The organism is Calothrix sp. PCC 7507 (assembly GCF_000316575.1).
Lineage (GTDB): Bacteria > Cyanobacteriota > Cyanobacteriia > Cyanobacteriales > Nostocaceae > Fortiea.
In genome coordinates, this window is sequence record NC_019682.1 from 2,976,925 (window position 1) to 3,001,161 (window position 24,237).

Annotated in this window: 12 protein-coding genes; 9 read left to right on the plus strand and 3 right to left on the minus strand. The window is 41.7% G+C overall.

What is annotated here, in order from left to right:
* Positions 1–41: 41 nt before the first annotated feature.
* Complete coding sequence (gene tpiA / locus CAL7507_RS12675; protein WP_042341313.1) at positions 42–767, minus strand: triose-phosphate isomerase; 726 nt, start codon at positions 765–767, stop codon at positions 42–44.
* A 281-nt stretch (positions 768–1,048) separates the two neighbouring features.
* On the opposite strand from tpiA, the gene CAL7507_RS12680 reads away from it, so the two are divergent.
* From CAL7507_RS12680 to argC, 4 genes are all read left to right on the plus strand, one after another.
* The gene (locus CAL7507_RS12680; RefSeq protein WP_015128871.1) at positions 1,049–2,503 is read left to right on the plus strand and encodes a GTP-binding protein; all 1,455 of its coding nucleotides are present in this window, start codon (positions 1,049–1,051) and stop codon (positions 2,501–2,503) included.
* Between the two features lie 585 nt (positions 2,504–3,088).
* The gene (locus CAL7507_RS12685; protein ID WP_015128872.1) at positions 3,089–6,166 is read left to right on the plus strand and encodes an amino acid adenylation domain-containing protein; all 3,078 of its coding nucleotides are present in this window, start codon (positions 3,089–3,091) and stop codon (positions 6,164–6,166) included.
* Between the two features lie 274 nt (positions 6,167–6,440).
* A complete protein-coding gene (locus tag CAL7507_RS12690) occupies positions 6,441–11,831 on the plus strand; it encodes an ATP-binding sensor histidine kinase (RefSeq protein ID WP_015128873.1) in 5,391 nt (1,796 codons plus the stop codon).
* A gap of 788 nt (positions 11,832–12,619) precedes the next feature.
* Entirely contained in the window at positions 12,620–13,588 is a 969-nt protein-coding gene (gene argC, locus CAL7507_RS12695; RefSeq protein WP_015128874.1) for an N-acetyl-gamma-glutamyl-phosphate reductase, read from the plus strand.
* A gap of 361 nt (positions 13,589–13,949) precedes the next feature.
* Here the strand turns inward: argC and CAL7507_RS12700 are convergent, their stop codons facing one another.
* Entirely contained in the window at positions 13,950–15,602 is a 1,653-nt protein-coding gene (locus CAL7507_RS12700) for a mechanosensitive ion channel (protein WP_015128875.1), read from the minus strand.
* A 416-nt stretch (positions 15,603–16,018) separates the two neighbouring features.
* Here CAL7507_RS12700 and CAL7507_RS12705 point away from each other — a divergent pair, with 416 nt between their 5' ends.
* The gene (locus CAL7507_RS12705; protein ID WP_042341314.1) at positions 16,019–16,462 is read left to right on the plus strand and encodes an SRPBCC family protein; all 444 of its coding nucleotides are present in this window, start codon (positions 16,019–16,021) and stop codon (positions 16,460–16,462) included.
* A 161-nt stretch (positions 16,463–16,623) separates the two neighbouring features.
* On the opposite strand, the gene CAL7507_RS12710 is transcribed toward CAL7507_RS12705, so the two are convergent.
* Positions 16,624–17,451 carry a SirB1 family protein gene (locus tag CAL7507_RS12710; protein ID WP_015128877.1) on the minus strand — a complete coding sequence of 276 codons (828 nt, stop codon included), beginning with the start codon at positions 17,449–17,451 and terminating at the stop codon, positions 16,624–16,626.
* Between the two features lie 940 nt (positions 17,452–18,391).
* On the opposite strand from CAL7507_RS12710, the gene CAL7507_RS12715 reads away from it, so the two are divergent.
* The 4 genes from CAL7507_RS12715 to CAL7507_RS12730 all read left to right on the plus strand — a co-directional run bounded on the left by CAL7507_RS12715 (position 18,392) and on the right by CAL7507_RS12730 (position 23,906).
* Positions 18,392–19,084 carry a DUF642 domain-containing protein gene (locus CAL7507_RS12715; protein ID WP_015128879.1) on the plus strand — a complete coding sequence of 231 codons (693 nt, stop codon included), beginning with the start codon at positions 18,392–18,394 and terminating at the stop codon, positions 19,082–19,084.
* Positions 19,085–19,631: 547 nt separating this feature from the next.
* Positions 19,632–21,080 (plus strand): F0F1 ATP synthase subunit beta, encoded by a 1,449-nt coding sequence (gene atpD / locus CAL7507_RS12720; protein ID WP_015128880.1) that lies wholly within the window; start codon positions 19,632–19,634, stop codon positions 21,078–21,080.
* A gap of 132 nt (positions 21,081–21,212) precedes the next feature.
* On the plus strand, positions 21,213–21,641 hold the full coding sequence (gene atpC / locus CAL7507_RS12725; protein ID WP_015128881.1) for an ATP synthase F1 subunit epsilon: 429 nt from the start codon (positions 21,213–21,215) through the stop codon (positions 21,639–21,641).
* A gap of 159 nt (positions 21,642–21,800) precedes the next feature.
* Entirely contained in the window at positions 21,801–23,906 is a 2,106-nt protein-coding gene (locus CAL7507_RS12730; RefSeq protein ID WP_015128882.1) for a flotillin family protein, read from the plus strand.
* Positions 23,907–24,237 lie beyond the last annotated feature (331 nt).

A 24,237-nucleotide genomic window follows, 5' to 3' on the forward strand; every position in this document is an offset into this window, starting at 1 on the left:
TTCCCATGCAGAGCATGGGAACACGAAGAAGGACTATCACACTACTTATAGTTAACAATTCGGGCAAAACTCTCAGGTTCCAAGCTTGCTCCACCCACCAAGGCACCATCGATTTCCGGTTGAGCCATAATCTCATCAATATTATTCGGCTTGACTGAGCCACCATATTGAATCGAAACATTGGGATTCTTCAACTGGCTGCGAATTAAGCCAATGACTCGATTGGCCTCGGTTGCTTCACAAGTGTCGCCCGTACCGATCGCCCAAATTGGCTCGTAAGCAATCACCAAATTATCTTGATCCACATTTACTAGGCCTTTGTCTAGCTGGCTGATAATCAGTGATTCTGTTTCCCCCAAGTCTCGTTGTTGCTTCGTTTCGCCAACACAGAGAATCGGGGTAAGACCATAACTTTGAGCAGCTTTCAGGCGCAGATTGACAGTCTCGTCTGTTTCACCAAAGTATTGTCGTCGTTCGCTGTGACCGACAATCACATAACGCACGCCAGATTCTGTCAGCATAGGGCCAGAAACTTCACCTGTGTAGGCTCCATATTCTTCCCAGTGGACATTTTGCGCCCCTAGTTGGATTAAACTTCCATGCAAACTCTTGGATAAAAGGCTTAAGTTAGTGAAAGGAGGGCATAATACCACTTCTCTTCCAGTGGGTGTTTCCTCCAGGTGGGGCAGAAAACCTCGTAAGAAGTCCTGAGTTTCTGCCTGGGTTTTGAACATTTTCCAGTTACCGGCAATAACAATTTTCCGCACAGGTGATTTAGTCAAGTTCCTAACGCTACTAGATGCATTTTTCAGTCTAGAACTTTTTGGGGAACAAAGACCTTAGTTAATTACCGAAAAATTGAGATTCTCTCTTAGCGGGATCGAGGTGTTCCCTGCCTATTGCACCTGTGTTGCACCAAAAATTCTTAATTATCCTGATGTGAAGATGCTCAAATGATTTGGTGATAAACATCAGCGATCGCTTCCCCCATCCCTACCAAAAATAACTAGGATCAGATAGCGAGGTAAATCCAAAATCTAAAATTCACATGACTTCGACATTGCCCGAACCTCATCAAAACGAGTCACCCAACTGGGAGGAAGAACTGGATAGTGCTATTTTCAGCTTTGAAGACATTCAAGCAGAACTCAACTATAAACAGGCACAAACAGCGCTGCGAAATTTGGTAGCCAATATTGACCTCTCTCCCCAGGAAAAAACGGGATTGGAGGCAGAGATTAATGATTTGGAAACCATGCTGGGAAAGTTAGACCGCATGGTGGTACAAATTGCAGCTTTTGGGATGGTGGGACGTGGTAAGTCTTCCCTACTCAATGCCTTGGTTGGGCAACCAGTGTTTGAAACTGGCCCGTTGCATGGTGTTACCCGTGCTGCACAACGAGTTAACTGGAGTATTCATGAGGAAGCTATAGGAGAGACTGAACGTGCTTTGCGAGTCACTCTCCCTGGAGTTGGTCAATCTCAGGTGGAATTAATTGACACACCTGGTTTAGATGAAATTGATGGTGACACCCGCGCCGCACTAGCTGAACAGATAGCAAAGCAGGCGGATTTGATTCTGTTTGTGATTGCTGGCGACATGACAAAAATAGAACATGAGGCGCTTTCCCAATTACGGTCAGCAGGTAAACCGATCGTTCTGGTGTTTAATAAAGTAGATCAGTATCCAGAAGCAGACCGGATGGTAATTTATCATAAAATCCGGGATGACAGGGTGAGAGAATTACTTTCACCTCTAGAAATTGTCATGTCAGCCGCATCACCACTGGTGAAAACTGCAATTCGTCGCCCAGATGGTAGCAAGGGTTTGCAATTGCGGACAGGTACTGCCCAAGTTGAAGAACTGAAGCTGAAAATCTTGGAGATTTTGCACCGTGAGGGTAAAGCCTTGGTGGCTCTGAATACTATGCTTTATGCTGACATTGTGAATGAGCAATTGGTGCAGCGCAAACTGATGATTCGGGAACAGGTGGCCAATCAGTTGATTTGGAAGGCTGTAATGACCAAAGCAGTAGCGATCGCCCTCAATCCTGTCACCGTAGTAGATATACTGAGCAGTATTGTGATTGATATCTTTCTAATTTTGGGTCTATCTAAACTCTATGGCATCTCCATGACCGAAGCTGGTGCTGTCCAATTGCTGCAAAAAATTGCCCTGAGTATGGGTGGTATTGGCGCTAGTGAACTGCTGGCTAATTTGGGCTTAAGTGGGCTGAAAACTTTATTGGGTATCTCTGCACCAGTTACCGGCGGCGCTTCGTTAGGCCCCTACCTCACCGTCGCATTAACCCAAGCCAGTGTAGCTGGCGTTTCTACTTATGGCATTGGACAAGTGACGAAAGCTTATTTAGCCAATGGCGCAACTTGGGGACCAGATGGGCCAAAAGCAGTGATTACTAAGATATTGGCAACCCTTGACGAAACCTCAATTCTCAATCGCATCAAAGATGAATTGTTGACAAAGGTGAAAAGTAAAAAGTAAAAAGCAATAAGTTTACACTGAGCGAAGTCGCAGGAACTTATGCAGTTCTAGCCAACACTTTACATCATTACTGGAAGATTTACCGACAAGTCTCCAGAAAGATAATATCGAATTCAAGGCTGTTTTGGATCTTTGGGTGCAAGTACTGAAAGTTTTTAAATTTAAATATTTTTTTCTTAAAGAAAGAATGCTTAGGCAAAATAAATTACTTATTAAATATTGGCTCAAACCTTTATTCAGCAAGCAATTGGCAGAATTTTAATTTTACTTTGATATTTAAATGTTATTTCATGCGTATTCATTATAGTTATCTTATAAACTTAAAGATTTGACTTAACCTCTAGATATTAAAAAAAACTTTGCCACAATGGTTATCTAAGAAGTAAAACGTCAAAGAACATTTTCATAACTTCTTTGGGATTGCTATAGTTTCTCAAGTTATCAATTGACTGCCTGGAAATTACTAATGCGATCACTATCAAGTTTTCCATAGTTTTGCTTTATTTTGAGACTTTATTGTTATTAGTGCTATTCTACCTACTTCTGATTTTACATTTTGTTGAGCAAAGACATACCTCTAATCAAATGAATATTAAAAATCTCCAAAGCCATCAAACAGTTGTTTCTTTAATCGAATTTAATTGTCAAAAATATCAGGATGAACTGGCAGTAATTCTAGAAAATCGACAGTTGAGTTACGGAGAACTACAACAGAGGGCAGAACAGTTATCTCAATATTTAATAGCACAGGGGATGCTAAAACCTAACAGTTTAGTTGGACTGTGTATAGAACCTTCTTTTGAAATGGTTATTGCTATCTATGCCATTTTGAAAGCAGGTGCAGCTTTTGTTCCTCTTGACCCAGATTTACCCCGCCAGAGACTCAGCTACATGATTGCTGATGCTAAATTAACCACGATTCTGACACAGCAAAAGTTTGCTTTTGATATTGAGCCAGCGATGCGGCAGAGTGGTTTGGATGGGCAAATGTGTTTTTTGGACACCCCTACAGTCTGGGAACAGTTAACTACACCCTCTGCATTACCTTCAGTAGTAGAGCCTGAGCAACTAGCTTACATTATTTATACTTCTGGCTCTACAGGTGTACCGAAGGGAGTAATGCTTACCCACCTAGGTTTACTAAATCTTGCTCAGGCTAGCTGTACTACTTTTGATATCAAACCAGGCTTGCGTTTACTTCAGTTTGCCTCCATCAGCTTTGATGCAGCAGTGTGGGAATTAGTCACAGCATTATGTGGTGGGGCAACTTTAGTACTGGGTGCAAGAGAGCAAATGCTTCCTGGGAAACTATTAGCAAACTTCATAGCTAGACAGAGGGTGCAATGGGTAATGCTGTCCCCTTCTGTACTCGCAACGCTGTCACCTTTCCGCGACCAATTACCTGATTTACAAATGGTTGTGGTAGGTGGTGAAGCTTGTCCTGTATCGCTTGCCAAAGCATGGGTTTCACCTCATACCCGCTTTTTCAATGCCTACGGGCCAACAGAAATAACAGTTTGCTGCACAATTTACGAGTTTCAGCAACACGATATGAGTCTACCTATTGGTTATGCGCTGCCAAATGTAGAACTCTACATTCTAGATGAAGAACTCAAGCTTTGTAATCGTGGTGAAAAGGGCGAATTATATGTAGGTGGTATGGGGATAGGCAAGGGCTATTTAGATAAACCGGAGATTACAAGTACTCGTTTTTTAGACAATCCTTTCGGTTTAGGCAAAATATACAAAACTGGTGATATCGTTTACGAAGACCCGCATGAACCTGGGCTATTGCACTATGCTGGTAGATCAGATCATCAAGTGAAAATTCGGGGCAAACGTATAGAAATCGAAGCAATTGAAATGATACTTGCCCAGCATCCTGGCGTACAAACGAACGCAGTTAAAGCAATTAAAACTACACGAATAGAAAGTAGCGATATGCCAGAAAATTATGGCGTATCAATGCTTGTGGCATATATCGTCCCTAAAGCTGGACAGTTTTTGATAGAAAAGCACCTGCAACGCTTTGCTGCTGAACAACTACCAGATTACATGGTACCTGCGCGGTTTGTTTTTATGGACGAATTGCCTTTATTACCTAATCGCAGCAAAGTAGACCGAAATGCCTTACCAGAACTGCTAGAAACCCCATCTTTCCTGGCTGATACGATGGATAGCTCTCTCAAAATAGCGGTAATTTTTGATGAAGCTTTAGAGTTACCTACTGGAACTTGCAAACCTCACACGAATTTCTTTGAGGCAGGTGGTAGCTCACTTTGCATAGCTCATGTGTTGTATGCACTCGATCGCGATTTTGGTGTCAATCTTCCTTCTCGCTTAATTTACGAATATCCTACACCATCGGGTTTAGCACAATTGTTAGAACAGTTTAAATTCAAAAGCGAAAGTGCAGTTAATGATGGACATATTGACTTACAAGCAGAAGCCAGACTTGCTCCAGATTTGAATACATCGATTTGGCAACAACCACCACAAGCTAAATATAACTGTGCATTAATTACAGGTGCAACAGGTTTTTTAGGGGCACATTTGCTTTATGAACTGCTCACCAAAGGCAGTTACCGCAAAATCTATTGCTTGGTGCGAGCAGAAAGCAATGCAGAGGCTCTGACAAGGCTACGTGCAACCTTTATCCAATATCAGCTACCAACAACAACATTGGCTCAAGTACAAGTAATCGCTGGCGATATTCAGCAACCACAGTTGCAACTAACAACAACATTATTTGACAAACTAGGTGAGGAAGTTGACCAAATTTATCATGTAGCTGCTGACACCAATTACATCAAACCTTATTCGTTAATTAAAAAATCTAATGTGGATGGGACTGCAAATATTATTGCCTTAGCAGCGCATCGTCGTCACAAAATGCTGCACTACGTGTCTACTGTGTCTGTTTATGGAGCAGTAACTTCATTATTAGGTATTAATGAAGTTTCCGAAGATTTTAATCTTGATTTCAGCCAACCAATTATGTCTGTAGAGTATGGCTATGTACGAGCAAAATGGGCTGCCGAACGCATGGTCAAATCAGCTAAAGAAAAAGGATTAGCAGTCTCTATTTACCGTCCTGGTTTTATTTCTGGGCACAGGGAAACAGGAGTTGCTAACCTTAACGATACCTTCTACCGTTTTATTGGTGGTTGTATTGAGATGGGTATGTATCCAGACTGGCCCGAAAAATATTGGACTCCTGTACCTGTGGACTATGTTGCTGCTGTCATTGCCCATATTTCTCTAGATGCAAAGTATATAGATGGCAATTACAACATTGTTGTGCCTAGAGAACAGGAATTAAGTAATGTAGAAATATTTGAGTGCTTTAAAGAGTTTGGCTATCCTTTACAAAAAATTTCACCTAAAAACTGGTTGAATACTCTCTCTACTTTGCCAACAATTAATCCCTTGCATCCATTAACTTCTTTCTTCCAAGAAAAAGTATATCAAAACCGCAGCACTATACTAGAAGTACACCATCGTACTCCTATATGCAAAGTAGATAACACTCTTGATGCTATCCAACGTTCAGGTATTTTATGTCCAAAAATTGACAAGGCACTCATGAAACAATACTTACCCAAATTTGATAAAGATTTCTCTACCCGACAACTTCCAAAACTAACAGCCCTGCATTATTAGTGAAAAACTAGATTCTCGACTTTTTTATAAGTCGGGAATCTAAATATTTCAATTTCTCACAAGTAAAACGCCCCAGCCCATAAAGGGATGGGGTTTTACGCTCTATCAATAAAATAGGATTGCTATATAACCGCACTCCACAGCCAAAATCCATGCTCGTTGTGGGATTAGTTCGACACGGATGAGGAACTATAACGAAAACTTGATAAAAAAATAGCAAAAGTGGGAATCATAGATATACACAATTTTGTGCTTACTAAGAAGGGTAATGGTAATGCTCGCATCTGGCTCAATTTCAGGGTATGACCTCAAAGAAATGCTCCATGAGGGAGATGACACGATTATTTATCGAGCTATATCACAATTTGACCAACAACCTGTAATTCTGAAAATCCTCAAAACAGATTATCCTTCCATAGATGCGATCGCTCGTCTGAAACATGAATACAAAATTACAGAAAACCTGGATTTAGAAGGTGTTGTCAAAGTATTAAGACTAGAAACCCACGAAAATCGTTTAGCGATCGTGTTTGAAGACTTTGATGGATACTCCCTTAAACAATTACTGATTACAGGCAAACAAGAGTTAAAGAGTTTTATTAGGATTGCAATTCAACTGGCACAAGCCTTAGTATCTGTACACACTTGCCAAATCATCCATAAAGATATTAAGCCTGCTAATATTATCATAAATCCAAAAACTGGGGTTGTAAAGCTTACCGACTTTAGTATTGCCTCACGCCTCAATAAAGAAACACCGCAACTAGCTGACCCTAACCAATTAGAAGGTACCTTGGTGTATATATCCCCGGAACAAACCGGGAGAATGAACCGTACCCTTGACTATCGGAGTGACTTCTATTCTCTTGGGATTACCTTCTATGAAATACTTACCGGGCAATTACCTTTTCAAAGCGATGACCCACTAGAGTTAGTTTACTGTCATATTGCTAAACAACCTACGGAAATTGAAACATTAAACCCAGAAATTCCGAATGCCATCTCATCTCTCGTCAAAAAACTGATGGCGAAAAATGCTGAAGACCGCTACCAAACAGCTAAAGGACTCTTGGCAGATTTGGAAATCTGTGGGGAGCAGTTAGAAACAACAGGTGAAATCAGTGATTTCATACCTGGTCGTTTAGATGTTTTGAGTCAATTGCTCATCCCTCAAAAGCTTTATGGCAGAGAAACTCAAGTTAATTCACTCTTAGAGGCTTTTGAGCGAGTCAGTCAAGGAAGTCGCGAACTCATATTGGTTTCTGGCTATTCAGGAATTGGTAAATCTTCTGTAGTTAATGAAGTCAATAAACCCATCACTCGCGCCAAAGGCTTTTTTATTAGTGGTAAATTTGACCAATTTCAACGCAATATTCCCTATGCATCGCTGATTCAAGCTTTGAGTTCATTAATGCGGCAGCTGCTTACAGAAAATGCTACTAAACTTGAAACATGGCGTAGTGAAATCTTAGCCGCCGTTAAATCACATGGACAAGTCATCATTGATGTAATTCCTGAAGTTGAATTAATTATAGGTAAACAACCAGAAGTAGTTCAACTGAGTGCGGTAGAATCACAAAACCGCTTCAATCGTGTTTTTAGTGAGTTTATCCACGTCTTCGCCAAGAAAGAACACCCATTGGCTATCTTTTTAGATGACTTGCAATGGGCAGATTCAGCTACTTTAAAGTTAATAAAACTACTGATTACTGACCAGAACACCAAATATTTACTCTTAATTGGAGCCTATCGAGATAATGAAGTTACCATTACACATCCCTTAATGGGAATAATAGAAGAAATCAATCAAAATGACACTGTTATTAGCAATATCATTTTACAAGCTCTTTCTTTGGAAGACTTTAATTATTTAATTTCTGATACATTACATCAAGATATAGAACCTCTAAAATTATTAGTAGATTTACTTTACAATAAAACAGGAGGAAATCCATTTTTTTTAACGCAATTATTACTGGTACTTAATCAAGAGAATTTGTTGAAGTTCAACTTTATAACTGCCTTATGGCAGTGGGATATAGAAAAAATACAAGCAATTGGTATTACCGATCAGGGTATAGTAGAACTGATTGCCAGCCGAATTAAAAACCTTCCAGCACCCACACAAGAAATATTAAAACTAGCAGCTTGTGTTGGCAATAGATTTTCTCTAGATATACTATCTATAGTCAGCGCAAAATCTATTACAAGTACGGCAAGTGAACTTTACTCTGCATTGCAATGTGGGTTAATTTTGCCTTTGAGTGATGCTTATCGCATCCCCTTAGTTTTTGAACAAGAAGAATCTGTTAAACTAAGTTTTGATTCTAAACAGATTAGTTATAAATTTTTACACGATCGCATTCAGCAAGCTGCTTATTCATTGATTCCAGAAAATAATAAACAGGGAACTCATTTAAAAATAGGTAAGTTACTACTCCAACAGACACCTGCTGAATCATTAGCAGAAAATATTTTAGATATTGTCAACCAACTTAATGTGGGTTTGGACTTATTGACTCAACAATCTGAAAAATATGATCTGGCAAAACTTAATCTTCTAGCTGGTAAAAAAGCCAAAGCAGCCACTGCTTACGAGTCTTGTGGCAGGTATTTAAATATAGGTTTAGGGCTTTTGACAGCCGATAGTTGGCATCAATTTTATGAACTGACATTGAATTTATATATTGAGACTACAGAAGCAGAGTATTTAAATGGTCATTTTGATAATGCTCACAAATTAGTAGATATTGCACTGAGTCAAGCAAATAACACCTTAGATAAGGTTAAGTTACATGAAATAAAAATGCTAACTTACATGGCACATAATCAGATGCCAGAAGTCTTACAAATTGGTGTAAAAGCTCTCAAAGAGCTAGGAGTAACACTACCCCAAAAACCTACGAAATTAAATGTTTTGTCAGCTTTAATTCAGACAAAGCTAACATTAATAGGTAAACCGATAGAAAACTTAGCTTTGTTACCTGAAATGTCTGACCCCTATAAACTAGCAGCTATGCAAATCTTATTGCAAATTGTTCCAGCTGCTAGTCAGGCAGGATCTTTTCTTTTTGTACTAGCTGTATTTGCTATGGTGAGGTTATCTGTAAAATACGGCAAATCACCAGCTTCAGCTTATGCTTATGCAGCTTATGGTACTATTTTATCTGATAAATTTAACCAAGTTGAGACAGGATATAAATTAGGAAAGCTAGCAATAGAGTTACTTTCAAACACGAATACTAACTCACTCAAAGCCACAGTTTACTTTGTACATAATGGCACAATTAGGTTTTATAAAGAGCATGTTAAAAACACAATAGCACCACTTTTAGAAGGGATGCAGAGTGGACTAGAATTAGGAAATATAGAAAATGCTGGCTATTGTGCTGTAATTGCAGGTTATCATTCTTTGCTTTCTGGGGAAAACTTGGAATTGGTAGACAAAAAAATATTGAGCTATGTCGAGTTGATGCAGAAGTTAAAGCTTGAATCTCTAGCAGCAGCTACAAGTGTTTTTAGACAGGCGACTTTAAATCTACAGGGGAAGTCATTGATGAAAAATGCTTTAGTTGGCGAGGCATTTGATGAAATAACAATGGCATCTAAAGTAACTAAGAATTACTCTTTTAAAGGTTTTTATCATGGCTCTAAAACTATATTATGTTATTTATTTGAAGAATATGAACTAGCAATTGAAAATGCCATCATCGCTGAAAAGACTCATGCCGATAACGTTGGATTATTGATTTATATTACTAATAATTTTTATTATTCTTTGGCTCTAATTTCATTTTCTGAAAAAGCTTTACCTTTGAAGAAAAAGCAATACTTAAAACAGGTGGCAGCGAATCAGCAGCAAATGAAACAATGGGCGAAACAAGCACCATGTAACTTCCAGCATAAATATGAACTAGTGGAAGCAGAGAAAGCAAGAGTATTGGGTAAATTACAAGTGGCAATAGATTTATATGACTGTGCTATTGATGGAGCTAGGAAAAATGGTTATATCCAAGAAGAGGCTTTGGCAAATGAACTAGCAGCAAAGTTTTATATGGGTTTAGGTAAAGAAAAAATTGCCAAAATGTATATGACTGAAGCTTACTATGGTTATATCCATTGGGGAGCTATAGCGAAAGTACAAGACTTAGATGAACGCTATACTAATTTTATAATTCGTAATCAAAATATTAAACAGTTAGAAATAGATGTAACTAGAACTATTGCTACAACAAAAATAAATTACTCGCAAACTACAAGTAACAGCAATGGTGTCTTGGATTTGGCTACGGTACTAAAGGCTTCACAAGCAATTAGCAGCGAGATAGTTTTAGATAAATTGCTAGATACTCTTTTACATATAATTCTCGAAAACGCTGCAGCCCAAAAGGGTTGCCTTATTTTAGTTAAAGATAATGAATTATTTATAGAAGCAATCAATACTACAGAAAATTCCTCTATTATTCTGCAATCAACTCCAGTTAAAGCAAGCCAAGATATCCCTATTTCCATAGTTAACTACGTTGCTAGAACCCAAGAGACTTTGGTGATAAATGATGCTAGTTCTCAGACTCTTTATCAATCAGATGTTTATATCCAACGCCATGAGCCAAAATCAATATTGTGCAGTCCTATTTTCTATCAGGGTAAGTTTCTTGGTATTTTGTACTTAGAAAATAAACTGATTGTAGGTGCATTTACTTCCGAACGTGTCAAGATATTGAATTTAATCACATCCCAAGCTGCTATTTCTTTAGAGAATTCTCGACTTTATCAGCAGGCCCAAGACTATGCTAAAGAATTAGAATTTTCCCTATCTGAACTCAAGCAAATACAATTGCATCTTGTGCAGAGTGAAAAAATGTCTACTTTGGGTAATTTAGTATCAGGGATAGCACATGAAATTAACAATCCTATTGGTTTTATTATAGGCAATTTAAAACCTGCAAGTGAATACGTAAAAGACTTGTTAGAGTTAATTGACTTGTATGAATATTACTATCCTCAGCCAGTGGCAAAAATCACAGGAAAAGTGAAAGAAATAGAGTTGGAATATGTAAGGGAAGACTTACCTAAACTAATTGCTTCCATGCAAGAAGGGATAAACCGTATTTATGATGTGAGCGTAAGCTTGCGTACTTTTTCTAGAGGAGATACCCAAACAACGATTCCTTGCAATCTCTATGAAGTTATCGACAGTACACTTTTGATTCTCAAACACCGTCTGAAAGCCTCACATACTCGTCCGGAAATTGAGGTAGTGAAAAATTATGACGACATCCCGTTAGTCCGGTGTTTTCCTGGGCAACTTAGTCAGGTATTTATGAACCTACTTGCTAATGCTATTGATGCTGTGGAAGAGTCAAATATAGGGCGCAATATAGATGAGATTAAGCTAAATCCTAATCGAATTACTTTAAGTATCAAGCTAAACGAAGATCAGAAGTGTGTGTTGATCCGAATTAAAGATAATGGGGTAGGAATGACCCCAGAAGTTAAGCAGAAAATTTTTGATCACTTATTTACTACCAAACCTGTTGGTAAAGGAACGGGTTTGGGATTAGCGATCGCACTTCAAATTATCATCGAAAAACATCGTGGAAGCATTGAGGTAAATTCCACGCTTGGGCAAGGAACAGAGTTTGTAATCCAGTTGCCAATATAGCAATTCTCGGTCACGTGAGGTACACCCGTAAGGACGGCAGTGCCCACCTGTGTCAACTTAAGCCCAGGCGAATAGAATTCGCGGCTATACAGGCGAAGTCCGCCTCCGCGGACTAACGAAAAATCAAGGTTTTGAAACCCACGGAGGTGGGTTTTGTCTGTGTAGACGAGCCAGTGCGTTGGGGAGACAGCGCCGTGGGCGGGTTTCCCGACTTGAGGTGACTGTCGTCGGCTCTGCCGACTTGTTCGCTTTTAGCGTTCCCGCAGGGTAGCAACTGGCGTGCGGTTTCTAACCGCCGATTTCACGTTAAGTTGATACGTATGGGCAGTGCTGTGCCCCTACAGCTTGCGATATGATTTTGTACCGCATCTGAATGGGAACTGCTATACAGTTGGCGTGCTTCTAGGAAAAATATGTCTTTATTTACGGTAGATGCTTCCATATCTTTGGGCTATCCTCTGACAGCAGCTTCTTTCTGGTGCTTGTTTTTAAACAGAGAAGTTTTTTAATCCCTTTGTCCTACAAGCATCTTTTAAAATTACTCTCTTTGAGTATACCGTCATACCGTCTTTTTAAAAGAGCCGCACCCTAATGGGCTAGCCTACGACAACGCTGGGCGAACCAACCATGTTTTCTTGCTCTTTCTTTTGCCTGATTCGGTTGAAATTATGACAGCAAGTATATAGTCCGGGAGATAGACAAAATGCGATCGCCCACCCTACGGTTGTTGAGAATGACCCAAAACATCAGATAATTGATTGATTAGCAATCCCTAGAATGCTGGACGCATGACTAAACCTAAGATTTTCATTGATGGGGAATCGGGAACCACTGGCTTACAGATTCACTCGCGTCTCAACGGACGAGATGACATTGAGTTAGTCAGTATTGAGACATCTAAACGCAGAGATGCAACTGAGCGAGCAAAACTGATTAATGCGGTTGACATTGCCATTCTCTGTCTACCTGATGATGGCGCCCGCGAAGCTGTCAGCTTAGTTAGCAGTCTGGGGGTGAAGATTCTCGATGCTAGTAGTGCCCATCGCACAGCTAAAGGCTGGGTTTATGGCTTTCCAGAACTGAATCCAGGACAGCGACAGAAAATTGCTAACGCTCGGTTTGTCAGTAATCCTGGCTGCTATCCCACAGGATTTTTAGCTTGTGTGCGTCCGCTGATAGCTAAGGAACTGCTTCCTAGTAACTTTCCCATCACCATTAATGCGGTGTCTGGCTACTCTGGAGGCGGGAAGAATCTCATCCAAAAGTATGATAGCTTTCATGAGCAGCAAACCACTGCCACATCACTCTACCCCTATGGCGTTTATGGCTTGCAGTTTGGACATAAGCATGTCAAAGAAATGCATGAGTATTCTGGGTTAGCATCACCACCATTGTTTGTACCTGCGGTGGGGGATTTCGAGCAGGGAATGTTGGTGCAGGTACCTTTGCCGTTATGGACTTTAGAGCATCCACCGTCGGGGAAAGTGATTTATGATGCGATCGCAGACCACTTCCAAGGTGAAAAATTTGTCCAGGTGGCTCCTTTGGCAGATGCCACTCTGCTGCGAGATGGCACTTTCTTAGACGTGATGGCACTGAATGGCACTAATATTGTGCAAGTTTTTGTCTTCGCTAACGATAATACCAAAGAAGTGCTGTTAGTCGCTCAACTCGACAATTTGGGCAAGGGCGCATCCGGGGCTGCAGTGCAAAACCTGAATATTATGCTGGGTTTTCCAGAAGAGTTGGGATTGTGATTTGCTAAATTGGCTGCCAGCACATCTTCATTCAACTAATAATTAGCGATCGCATTGATGACGGCTTTTGTAGATATGCGATCGCTCAGAGCCAAAAAAAATCTGAGGAACAGCATAGTCGCGATGTATGCGTTGATGCATACATCCTGACTTATGTTAATGAAAGAGAATAGGGTAAATGACAAATGACAAAATTTAAGCTTTGAACTCGGAATGTCAAGTTATACACTTAAATATCCAAGTTCAAAGCTCTAATGTGCCGATTCTAAAGCAGAATTAACGAGATATTTTCTCCAATCCCGACGTTTGCAGCTGCATTCTCCGAGATTGCGGGGGAAATCTCCACCTCAAATTGTCAAAGTTAGGCCTTATTTTTGAAAGAGTCTAGCCATTCTTGGACTTGCTGACGTGCAATATCACGTCCACCCAAACCAAAAGCTAGAGCAATAGCCACAGCGATCGCACCTAGCAAAAGTCCGAAAGCTAAATTTACAATATCATTGGCAACACCAATCTGTTGCAGTGCTATTGCTGACACTAAAGCAATGATGGAAATCCGCGCCACCTGAGCCAAAATCCGGGCTTGGCGATCGCCAGAACTAGCGATGATATTAAAAGCCAGATTAGCTAAAAATAAGCCGATCGCAAATACCACTAATCCAGCCAGAACTCGCCCAGCGATAATCACAATCCCAGATACTAAAGCTGACAGTGCTGGAATCTTCAAAATATCAACCGCTGCTACAGTCGCAAACAGCAAGATCCCCACTAAAACCACAACCCCAGCCAATTCTGATGGGGTACGGGTGGGTGCAGGATGTGTGCTTGCGTCTTCTGAGAATGCTGATTCCCTTCTGGGTGTTGGCAGACCCAAAATATTGAGAATATTGTTAAAGCCGATACTTGTGAGGACGCTAGTAACTAGATCCGACACAAACTGCCCCAGAAAATAGGCGAAAATCAAAATGCCCAAAGCTGTAAAGATTGCAGGTAAAGTGTTAAGAACCTGTTGTAGCGCCGCAATTGCTGGAATTGAAATCGCCTCAATTTTGAGAGCATTCAGAGCAGCGATCGCCACAGGAATCAAAATCAAAATATAGACAATCAAGCCTACAATATTCGAGAGAGATTGCGTTCCTGTAGATGGAGAGATGCCAAAGCGACTACCTAAATGGTCAATTCCCGTCGTCGCCAACAAGTTGCTGACAATCCTGCGGACAATGTTGGCTAAAAACCAACCGACTACTGCAATTACTGTTGCTCCTAAAATATTTGGTAGAATTGAAAGGATTTGCGTAGTCAGAGCTTGTACTGGAAGTAGTGCTTCTCTCAACCCCAGCGTATCCAGAACTGGGAGGAGAAACAGCAAAAAGATGAACCAGTAAAGAGCAGTAGCGATAGTTTCACTGACAGACAACTGATTGAGGTTTGATGTCCCATCTTGTGTCTGTTCATTCAGCCGCTCATCCAGTCTCAACGCTCGTAATCCGCGTATTGTCACCAGCTTTACAACAGTCGCTAACAACCAAGCAGCTCCCAACAAAATTCCTGCAACGAACAACTTTGGCAAGTAGGCAAAAATTTGATTGAGAAAACTATTGAGGGGTTGCGAAGCTACCTGTAGCCCTAGCTTATCTAAGACAGCTACCACCGTCACCAGGACGATGCCCCAAAAAACTAAACCGGAGATTAATCCCTCCACCTTGGGAGAATTCTCACGTCCTGTCAGCCCTGACGCAATGCGGTTATCTATGTCTGTGCGATTGAGGATTCCCTTCAGCACGGCTGCAGCAACTGCAGCAATCAGTAAACCAATGAATAAAATAGCTACTGCTCCCAGGATCTGTGGAGTAGATGCCAACAGCTGATTACCAACTACTTGCACATCAGTAATTCCTTGCTTTATCCCTGGTTGATCAGTCGGTATAGTTGGTGATTGCGCTAACAACTGCTGCACCCTCATCGACAAACCAACTTCTATCGCCGGGGTTATTCCTGGCCAAGTTGTGTTCATGGTTTTCCGCAATTTAAGGTTAAGTTTTCGTCAAAAACACAGGAGCTACTTCTGGCGCAGATTGTTCTGAACAATCTACTTGCCGTAACTTCACTAGTGTTTTGCTTATCAACTTACCAGTAAAAACATTTATGACATTGATATCAAGAGTAATTTTTTACTTTATTTGGTATTGGTCATTCATTGTTGGTTATTTGTAAGTAATTAAGGGTCAAAAGTCAAGAGTCAAGGGTTACAATTCCTAACTCATCACAGCGGTTTTCAGATCAATGAGGTACAGTTTAAATCGCAAAGCCTTTTTCTTCTGTTAACTTGCTGCATTGGTGGCTCTTCGACTACCCAATTCCCCATTCCCCCCATTAACAGCACCTGATTTCGAGTTACTCTAAGTGCAGCAAGAGCATCAAAAATGTCTAATGTCCCAAGTTTTAGAACAATCGATTGAAATTAATGCCACAGCTGCGGTGGTTGAGCGATGTATTACCGATCTAGCGCTCATGCGTCGCTGGCTTAATCCCGTCCTGCGTTGCGAACCTGTGGGCGAAGTATGGAGTACTGATGTTGGTAGTCAAAGTCGGTTTATCATTCAAATTCCCTTACTGCAACCCACATTGAACAGCGTTGTTGTCGAAAGACAACCGGGTTTAGTAGTCTGGGAATTTCAGGGATTTTTCCAAGGACGCGATCGCTGGGAATGTCAACCAGTAGCCAAGGGAACATCCCTACTCAACCGCTTTGAGTTCGATATTCCGAATCCCCTAGTCAGTTGGGGTTTCAACACCTTCGCCGCATCTTGGACAAAAGAAGATATGCAAGCCCAACTACGCCGCCTCAAACGCGTAGCCGAACTACAACAATAGTCAGTGATCAGTGAACAGTTATCAGTGAACAGACTGATGACTGATCAATAAGTTGGCAAGCATAAACCAAACTATATAACGAAACGTCAATACACCATAAACCCTAACAAAGTACCAAGGACAAACGACGATAAGCGCCAGTTAGCTTTATTGATAACTGATCACTGATCACTGTTCCCCAACTCATCCAGCAACCGCAAAATTACAGCCGCATCCTCAGCATCAGGCACCTTGGCTAGATAAGTTTGTAGGTCATCAGCAGCTTGTGGGTAGTGACCGAGTTGATAGTAGAGAAGACCGCGATCGCGTAATTCTAAGCTCACACCAGGGAATAGCAGTAAAATTCTCTCAACCGCAGCGAGAGTTTTTTCTAACTTCTGTTTTTTTAGGTAAATATACTTTAAATTAGTCAGTACCCGTGCCAACAATTGCCGATGACTCACCGTGGCTAAAAACTCCGGCTTTAGCTCCACAGGTTGTTGAAACATTTGAGAAAGCCGTTCTTGGCAATCTTGTGCAAATATCACCTCACCGCGATCAAACGCATCCACAAAAATCTCCATATCAGAGATATCTGGACGAATCAGGAAATGTCCTGGCATTCCCACCCCCACCATAGGAAAATCAATCCGTCGAGACACTTCCAGATAAACCAACGCCAAGGTAATAGGAATCCCCAGTCGGCGGTCAATGACATCATTTAAAAAGCTGTTGCGGGGGTCATAGTAATCTGTTTTATTACCGGCAAATCCTAAATCATCGTAAAGATATTGATTGATGCTTTGAATCACCCGCAGAGGATACTGTGATGAAGGCAAGCGTTCTTGTAGCTCCACTGCCATTGTATCGAGGGCATTGAGGTATTCTTCTGGATCAAGTGCGGGATATTCTTCCTGGGCAATATATAAAGCTGCCTTTGCTAGGTCGATGCGATCGTCAGGCTGCTGAATCTCCTGGTAAAAATATTGTCGCGCTGAGGAGAAATTCATAAGCACTTACTCACTAGACGTGTGAAAAAGAGGTGGGTTAACTGACACCAGTTGGTTGTATCTACCTTTATCTTAAAGATATTAAGAAGATTTGGAAATGTCATTTGTGCGGAGGTTTCAGAAATATCAATATTAGAATTTTTAGTTGACTGAAATGCAGATTTATTGTAGTGGCTTTTTAATATTCGAGTTTTTTTAATAAAAGGATATAGCCTTTCCTAGGCTACTGAAGCACAAATTTATCTGCGTTTATCTGCGTTTATCTGCGTTTAATTATTTTAGACCGTACCTTACTGGAGCGAGAAACGCTATATGTAGCATCCAACTCCTGAACATGAGCATGAAACTGTATACCTCTGTTCTTGCTCATATTAGTTAGAAGAGAAGTTTTTGTGTGATATTACTCAAACTCTGCGAATAAAGCAAAGACCATTCAACGCAAAACAAGTGAATACACGTAAATTTTATCCTCTAAAAAAGAGCAAGCTACTAAATATTATGAGATTGTTCCTTGGCATGTCTCAGTATTTTTACATCAAAAAATAGTACTTCATACTCTCAGAAGATAGCATTGCTTATTTTCAAATTCTTGTGAATCCTTGTTAAATATAGCTTCTAGCATTCAGGCTGTTACAAAAAGTAGATTTATGGAGATGTTTTTTATGTTAACTCACCTCAGAACCCTTTTCATTCGCTGAGTTGAGCAGGTAGGCTTTATAAGTATGAGGGCAAACAAAAAGTTCAGACTTTGCTCTTACATGAAAGGCAAAAGCAATCATTCATAAACCTGATTATGTTTATTGTCAATTGTCTCTCAAACAATTATCCAATCAACAAAGCAAACTTTTAGTAAAGCTTGAGATGAGAACACTCAAATCTATAATCTCATCTTTTAGCAACTATTTCTAATTTTCAAAATTACCTTTCTGGAGTAAATCTCATGGCTTTTTTAATCAAAAAATTGGGTTCTTTTGTTGCTACTGCGTCTGCTCTGACCGTATTACCAATGGTTTTAGCCAAACCAGCCGCCGCCAAACCAGTTCCAGTAACAGATATTGTGACCAACGGTAGCTTTGAAAATCCACAGCTAGGCTATGGTAGTTGGGGAACTTTTAATTCCATTGAAGGGTGGAATTTGTTATCTGGTTCTGATAATCATGGCATTGAAGTGCAAAATCATGCTGCAGGAAATCCATTTGATGGGAGCAATCTTGTCGAATTAGATAGTTACGGTAATACAGGCATTTTTCAAGACTTAGCTACAAAAGCTGGCAAAAAGTACAAGCTAGAATTTGCTTTTTCACCACGTGCAGGAGTATCTGAGAATCTACTAAATATCAAGTGGGGAGATAAATTAGTAGATACTCTCAGCGCTAATGGAGCCGGACTTAGTGACACACTATGGAAAACTTTCTCATATAACCTAGTCGCTACAAGTAACCTAACTCGCCTAAGTTTTGATAACTTTGGCTCCAAATCTGATTCTTTTGGTACATATATAGACAAAGTGAGTGTGACTAGTGTAACTGCTGTCCCCGAACCTGCTTCAATTATGGGTCTTCTGGCTTTCGGTGCTTTTGGTGCTACTTCTGTTTGCAAGCGCAAACAACAGAAAGCCACAGTTCAAGCCTAAGTTCATTGCCAACTGAAACCTCGATGACTGCCGTGTCTTGCTCTAGACACGGCATTTTTTAGTTTGGGATATGTTTTGGGGCGTAGGCTCCGCCTAGGCTGTTGATTCTGAGGGTTTTCAGCCCAAAATGCATCAGACAAAATAATAGTCTTAGTTAACGTTCTCATCAGGGCACGGCAGTGCCGATGCCCCTACGGTAAACACAAAAATTGCATGATAATTTTTAGCTAATTTCGTACAAAGTCAACACCCTAGGAGTAGCCCGCACTTCTCTACGAGACGCTGCGCGTAGCTTGCTTCCCCGGAGGAGTACGGCAAGCTCAGTGACCATCGTAGACATCGCTACATAGCCACAATAATTTTCGGTCGCAACTCTATCGCCAGATCCTGAGAACTAAGCCTAAATACATGGATTTGGACATCAGTCTTAAGAATCAATTTATGGTAGAGAGTGGGGGCGTTCAGTGCTAACCTGAGAGATGACATCACTTGATCTTATGTCTTTTACGACCCTATCTGAAATATAGCTTCAATTATTAGGCTCAGCATGGTCACCACCGCAGAAAAAACAAACATCGGTTACATTACCCAAATCATCGGTCCGGTTGTAGACGTGAAATTTCCCGGCGGGAAATTGCCCCAAATCTACAACGCTTTGACCATCAAAGGCACAAACGAAGCTGGACAGGACATCAACCTGACCGTCGAAGTACAGCAGTTGCTGGGCGACAACCAGGTGCGGGCTGTTGCTATGAGTTCCACCGATGGCCTAGTGCGTGGTCTGGAAGTCGTCGATACAGGCGCTCCTATCAGCGTACCAGTTGGTAAAGCCACCTTGGGACGGATTTTCAACGTCCTTGGCGAACCCGTAGACAATCAGGGGCCTGTAAATGCTGAGGCCAGATTACCTATCCACCGCCCTGCTCCCAAACTCACTGAACTGGAAACTAAACCTTCCGTATTTGAGACAGGAATTAAAGTTGTAGACCTGCTGACTCCCTATCGACGTGGCGGTAAGATTGGTCTGTTTGGCGGTGCAGGTGTTGGTAAAACCGTGATCATGATGGAGTTGATCAACAACATCGCCACCCAGCACGGTGGTGTGTCGGTTTTTGCTGGCGTGGGTGAACGCACTCGTGAAGGTAATGACCTCTACAACGAAATGATTGAATCTGGGGTAATCAACAAAGATAACCTCAATGAATCAAAAATTGCTCTAGTTTATGGTCAGATGAACGAACCACCCGGAGCGAGAATGCGGGTTGGTCTGTCAGGATTGACAGTAGCTGAGTACTTCCGCGATGTTAACAAGCAAGACGTGTTGCTGTTTGTTGACAACATCTTCCGGTTTGTCCAAGCAGGTTCGGAAGTTTCCGCGCTGTTGGGTCGGATGCCCTCAGCGGTGGGATATCAGCCTACACTAGGTACTGACGTAGGCGCATTACAAGAGCGGATTACTTCTACTACTGAGGGTTCAATCACCTCAATTCAGGCTGTGTACGTTCCTGCGGATGACTTAACTGACCCCGCACCAGCGACTACCTTCGCTCACTTGGATGGCACCACAGTACTGTCTCGGAGTTTGGCATCTAAGGGAATTTATCCTGCGGTTGACCCCCTAAACTCGACTTCCACCATGCTCCAGCCCAACATTGTTGGTGATGAACACTACGACACTGCTCGGGCTGTGCAAGCAACTCTCCAGCGCTATAAGGAACTCCAAGACATCATCGCCATTCTGGGTCTGGATGAATTGTCTGAAGAGGATCGTCTGATTGTAGCGCGCGCCCGGAAAGTTGAGCGTTTCTTGTCTCAGCCGTTCTTTGTCGCGGAAGTGTTCACCGGCTCCCCTGGTAAGTATGTAAAGTTGGAAGACACCATCAAAGGGTTCCAAAAGATTCTGGCTGGTGAGTTAGATGCTTTACCAGAACAAGCTTTCTATTTGGTGGGCGATATTAACGAAGCGATCGCCAAAGGTGAAAAGCTCAAAGGCTAATACTCAGTGAACAGTTATCAGTGAACAGTGATCAGAAATATAGAGTGAGAACTGTTCGCTGATAATTCCATCACCGATAACTGGTAACTGATACTTCGACTGCGCTCAGTACAAGTAACTGATAACTGAAAAATGACATTAACCGTTCGTGTAATTGCCCCAGATAAGACTGTCTGGGATGCTCCGGCTGAAGAAATAGTTTTGCCTAGCACCACCGGTCAGCTAGGTATTTTGACTGGACACGCACCATTGTTGACCGCCCTGGATACAGGCGTTCTGCGGGTACGTGCTGCTAAAAATCAAGAATGGAAAGCGATCGCCCTTTTGGGTGGCTTTGCTGAAGTCGAAGAAAATGAAGTCACAATTTTGGTTAATGGTGCTGAACGTGGCGACACCATTAACCTGGAACAAGCTCGTACTGCTTTCAACGAAGCACAAGCTCGTCTAAATCAAGTGACAAGTGCTGGCTCTCCAGAAGAAGCTCGTCAAGCACAAATCCAAGCAACCCAAGCTTTCAAACGCGCCCGCGCTCGGTTTCAAGCTGCTGGCGGTTCTGTATAAAATTTTGCTTTCTACTTTGGGCTTTTAGGGTGGGCTTGTTTGCCCATCCTATTTGTTTATGTATAAATTTTTGAGAAAATTAGGGCAACTTTAAGAAATCAAGGGAACCATTGGTGAAGTGATACCTTAGATAATTAGTTGCCCGGAGAGGCACAAATTATGAAAAACTCTCAAAAATGCTCACGTAGAAGCAAGTCATATAAAGTAGTTAATTTTGCAACATCTTTAATAGCAACACTGGCAGTAGCTGGAAGTGTTAATTTTGCCAATGCAAATTCCGTAAAAACAACTGACACAAAAGAAATTTCCTCAGTCACAGTACAGGTAGAGCAGACAAAACCAATCACGGCTCAGTTACAATCAGCACGACCTCAATATCAAGCAATGCAGGTATCTCCTTGGGGATTGATTCCTGTTCTGGTTGTTGGTGGTGTGATTATATTTGTCCCTCTATTTTTCGGCGGGTTAGTGGTCATTGGTGAACGAGAAGTCGGCATTGTCGTCAGGAACTTTACCGTTTCTGGGCGTGGACTGCCAGCCGGAAGGTTGATTGCCCTAAATGGCGAAGCTGGGTTACAAGCAGATACTCTAGCTCCTGGATGGCACTGGGGTTTTTGGCCTTGGCAATATTCTGTGAAGAAAGAGCCGGTAATTGTCGTTCCCCAAGGTGAAATCGCCCTGATTGTCGCCGCAGATGGCGAATCTAACCCCCCAGAACGCATTCTCGGCAAAATAGTTGACTGTGACAATTTCCAAGATGCCCGAAAATTCCTTACCCACGGTGGGGAAAAAGGTAGGCAAATGGGTTTTCTCACCGCTGGTACTTACCGGATCAATACTGCCCTATTTAAAGTGATTGTGGCCTCAAACGCCAGCGCTCATGGCATGAGTCCAGAACAGTTACAGGTTTACAGTCTACCATCTGATAAAGTGGGGATTATCACTACTCTGGATGGTTTGCCGATTCCCGCCGGTGAACTTGCAGGGCCAATCATCCCTGGACATGACAACTTCCAGAATGGCCAGAAATTTATTAATGGTGGTGGACAAAGAGGTTTACAAGAGCAGACTCTGCTGTCAGGTTCCTGGAACATGAATCCTTGGCTGGTGCGGGTGGAGCAAGTGCCAATGACGGAAATTCCCATTGGGTATGTGGGCGTAGTGATTTCATTTGTCGGTAAAGCCCATCAAGATGTTAGTGGTGCAGCTTTTACCCACGGAAACTTAGTGAATCAGGGACATAAGGGTGTATGGATTGAACCACTGTATCCCGGCAAACACCCAATTAATTCCCGGATCATGAAGATTGAATTGGTGCCGACAACCAATATAGTTTTAAACTGGTCAAGTCGTACCGAACGCCACAGCTATGATTCTCAACTAGCTTCGTTGACGGTGCGATCGCGTGATGGATTTGCCTTTGATTTGGAAGTAGCACAAATCATTCATGTGGGTGCTTTGGATGCGCCAAAGGTCATTTCCCGCGTTGGTTCTATGCAAAATCTTGTAGACCACGTATTAGAACCTACCATCGGTAACTATTTCCGCAACTCAGCCCAAAACTGCACTGTACTAGACTTTCTGACTGCTCGGAGTGAACGGCAAGTAGAGGCTGCTGATTATATTAAAACAGCATTGCGGGCTTATGATGTGCAAGCGATCGATACGCTAATTGGTGATATCCAGCCACCTGCAGCCCTGATGCAGACACAAACCGACCGCAAAATTGCCGAAGAAGAACGCAAGACTTACGAAGTCCAGCAGATGGCACAAACCCAAAGACAGCAACTTGTGCGGGAGACAGCACTGGCTAATATCCAGCAAGAAATGGTGAAATCAGAGCAAAGTGTGCAAATTGCTGAACTAAAAGCCCAAGCAGCCATTAAACATGCTAATGGTGAAGCAGAGGCGACAAAACTGCGGTCAATTGCTGAAGCTGAAGGTATTCGGGCTACAGGTAATGCGAAAGCTGAAACTTACCGTGCTGGTGTGGAAGCTTTGGGTTCTCAAGGTTATTCCGCAATGCAGCTGATGCAGATTATAGGCGATCGCAATGTCCGCTTAATTCCAGATATCCTAGTTGGTGGCAACAATGGTAGCACCAACGGCTTAGTTGATGGGCTACTATCAATGATTTTGTGGAATCAAACTGGTAAACAGGGCGATATTACACCTTTGCACGCAAAACCAGTAGTAGAAAAAGCCCAACCAACCACACAAAATGGTTTTCCTCCCATAGTAGTTGATTTACCTGGGGATAAGTAACATCCACAGAACTTAGGGATTTCCGGGAACATAAAATACCACTTTGTAGGGTGTGTGACGCTAAGACTAAACTCTGTACATAGATTCAAGACTTATAGCGTCACGCACCATTGTTTGAATGTTACACATGCGTAAGTCCTAATACCAATTTAAATAATGTTTGTGACACATGGATGATCTTGAAGGGCGGGGAAACCCCACCCCTACAAGATCATCCGGTGCATTTTTTTGGCAAATTGGTATCAGAAAAATTCAATCGCCAACATTTTCAGAACTAAATGTGACTGCACAAAAGATTTTTAACTCTGGATTATAAAACTACAAGAACTTT

Bases quoted from the DNA above. Each gene is read 5' to 3' on its own strand.
- CAL7507_RS12680 (WP_015128871.1), top strand. From the start codon at position 1,049: ATGACTTCGACATTGCCCGAACCTCATCAAAACGAGTCACCCAACTGG.
- CAL7507_RS12685 (WP_015128872.1), top strand. From the start codon at position 3,089: ATGAATATTAAAAATCTCCAAAGCCATCAAACAGTTGTTTCTTTAATC.
- CAL7507_RS12690 (WP_015128873.1), top strand. From the start codon at position 6,441: ATGCTCGCATCTGGCTCAATTTCAGGGTATGACCTCAAAGAAATGCTC.
- argC (WP_015128874.1), top strand. From the start codon at position 12,620: ATGACTAAACCTAAGATTTTCATTGATGGGGAATCGGGAACCACTGGC.
- CAL7507_RS12700 (WP_015128875.1), bottom strand. From the start codon at position 15,602: ATGAACACAACTTGGCCAGGAATAACCCCGGCGATAGAAGTTGGTTTG.
- CAL7507_RS12705 (WP_042341314.1), top strand. From the start codon at position 16,019: ATGTCCCAAGTTTTAGAACAATCGATTGAAATTAATGCCACAGCTGCG.
- CAL7507_RS12710 (WP_015128877.1), bottom strand. From the start codon at position 17,451: ATGAATTTCTCCTCAGCGCGACAATATTTTTACCAGGAGATTCAGCAG.
- CAL7507_RS12715 (WP_015128879.1), top strand. From the start codon at position 18,392: ATGGCTTTTTTAATCAAAAAATTGGGTTCTTTTGTTGCTACTGCGTCT.
- atpD (WP_015128880.1), top strand. From the start codon at position 19,632: ATGGTCACCACCGCAGAAAAAACAAACATCGGTTACATTACCCAAATC.
- atpC (WP_015128881.1), top strand. From the start codon at position 21,213: ATGACATTAACCGTTCGTGTAATTGCCCCAGATAAGACTGTCTGGGAT.
- CAL7507_RS12730 (WP_015128882.1), top strand. From the start codon at position 21,801: ATGAAAAACTCTCAAAAATGCTCACGTAGAAGCAAGTCATATAAAGTA.